The following is a 1,545-nucleotide window of genomic DNA, read 5'->3' on the forward strand; positions in this document are numbered from 1 at the left end:
CACCGCACCCCGCCCGAACCCGCGCCGATGACGAACAGATCAAAATCATAACTCATGCCAGTTGCGCATCCTGTCTCGGCCGGAAAGACGGGCCAGCACGCGCCATTCCGGCAAGGGACTGCAACGCATGGATGCGGCCCCCGTGAAATAGGTCCCGGCCCCGCCAGTCAGGGGCCGGGACACGGGTCATCAGCGTTCGGCGAACGCCTTTTCCACCACATAGGCGCCGGGGTGGGAGTTGTTGCCCTCATCGAAGCCACGGTCCTGCAGCATCTTTTCCGTATCGGCCAGCATCTCCGGCGAGCCGCAGATCATGACACGGTCATGCTCGGGGTCGAGGGCGGGGATGTTCAGGTCGGTAAAGATCTTGCCCGTCTCGATCAGCTTGGTGATGCGGTCGGTCACGGCGAATTCCTCGCGCGTGACGGCGGGGTAGTACAGCAGCTTGCCCGCCACGTCCTCGCCCAGGAATTCATGCTCGGGCAGTTCATGGCGGATGTGGTTGGAATAGGCCAGCTCACCCGAGATACGGACCGTGTGGCTCAGGATCACATGCTCGTAGCGGTCGTAGCATTCCGGATCCTTGATCAGGCTCATGAACGGCGCAAGCCCCGTGCCGGTGGACAGGAAATACAGGTTGCGGCCCGGACGCAGGTTATCAAGCAGCAGGGTACCCACCGGCTTGCGGCCGATCAGCACCTTGTCGCCCACCTTCACATGGCGCAGGCGCGAGGTCAGCGGGCCATCGGGCACCGCGATGGACAGGAATTCGAGATGATCCTCGTAATTCGCGCTGGCGATGCTGTAGGCGCGCAGCAGCGGCTTGCCCTCGACCTCGATGCCGATCATCGTGAACTGGCCGTTCTCGAAGCGCAGCGCGGGGTCGCGGGTGGTGGTGAAGCTGAACAGCCGGTCCGTCCAGTGGTGAACCGACAGGACGGTTTCCGCGTTCAGGTGACCGTATTCCTTGCTCGGCGCGGCGAGGTGGAACACGCCTTCCTGCCCCTCCACGGGGGCCAGCCCCGTGAGCATGGTTTCGGAAGTTGGCATAATCAACGTATCGGACATCAGGTTATCACTCTCCCGGCTGGACAGAACGCAGGCACAGGATGTCCCGGAACATGCGGCCGCAGCCACTGCATGGCTGAGGCGGGAATGTCTAGGCCATCCACGGCGTGGAATTCCAGCACAAACAAATATATCACGCGCCACGGGAAGCCGAATTCACCGTACAATGCCCATGCCGGGGCGCTCATGTCACGTCACACGTGTACGATGCGGGCTTCTATTCAATGATTTCCGGTAATGATGCAAGTACTGAGTCCATTGTCCCCGCCGCCCGGATGACGCACATAGGCTAGATGACCTCAGAATTCCCCGACCGGGCCGCCCCGGCCCTGCTGGCGCTGGACGCCGCGATCGCATCCAGCGGGCTGCATGTTGAAACCCGTGAACGCCCGAAGCTGGAGCGCGTGATCGCGCGCATGCTGCAACCCGGCGCGGAGCGGATAGAGGACGCGGCCTTCCGTTCCGCGCTGTGCACCG

Annotated in this window: 2 protein-coding genes; one reads left to right on the forward strand and one right to left on the reverse strand. The window is 62.8% G+C overall.

Annotated elements, in window-relative coordinates; all coding sequences use genetic code 11:
* Positions 1-189: 189 nt before the first annotated feature.
* Positions 190-1,068: a ferredoxin--NADP reductase gene (locus tag JCM25156_RS16265; protein WP_025813950.1), complete on the reverse strand. Its 879-nt coding sequence runs from the start codon at positions 1,066-1,068 to the stop codon at positions 190-192.
* A 293-nt stretch (positions 1,069-1,361) separates the two neighbouring features.
* Here JCM25156_RS16265 and JCM25156_RS25460 point away from each other — a divergent pair.
* Positions 1,362-1,545 (forward strand): hypothetical protein (locus JCM25156_RS25460; protein ID WP_034960450.1); only part of this gene is annotated, 184 nt, incomplete at its 3' end.

The organism is Komagataeibacter kakiaceti JCM 25156 (genome assembly GCF_000613305.1).

Excerpts from the sequence above, each read along its gene's own strand:
- JCM25156_RS16265 (WP_025813950.1), bottom strand. The coding sequence starts at position 1,068 with ATGTCCGATACGTTGATTATGCCAACTTCCGAAACCATGCTCACGGGG.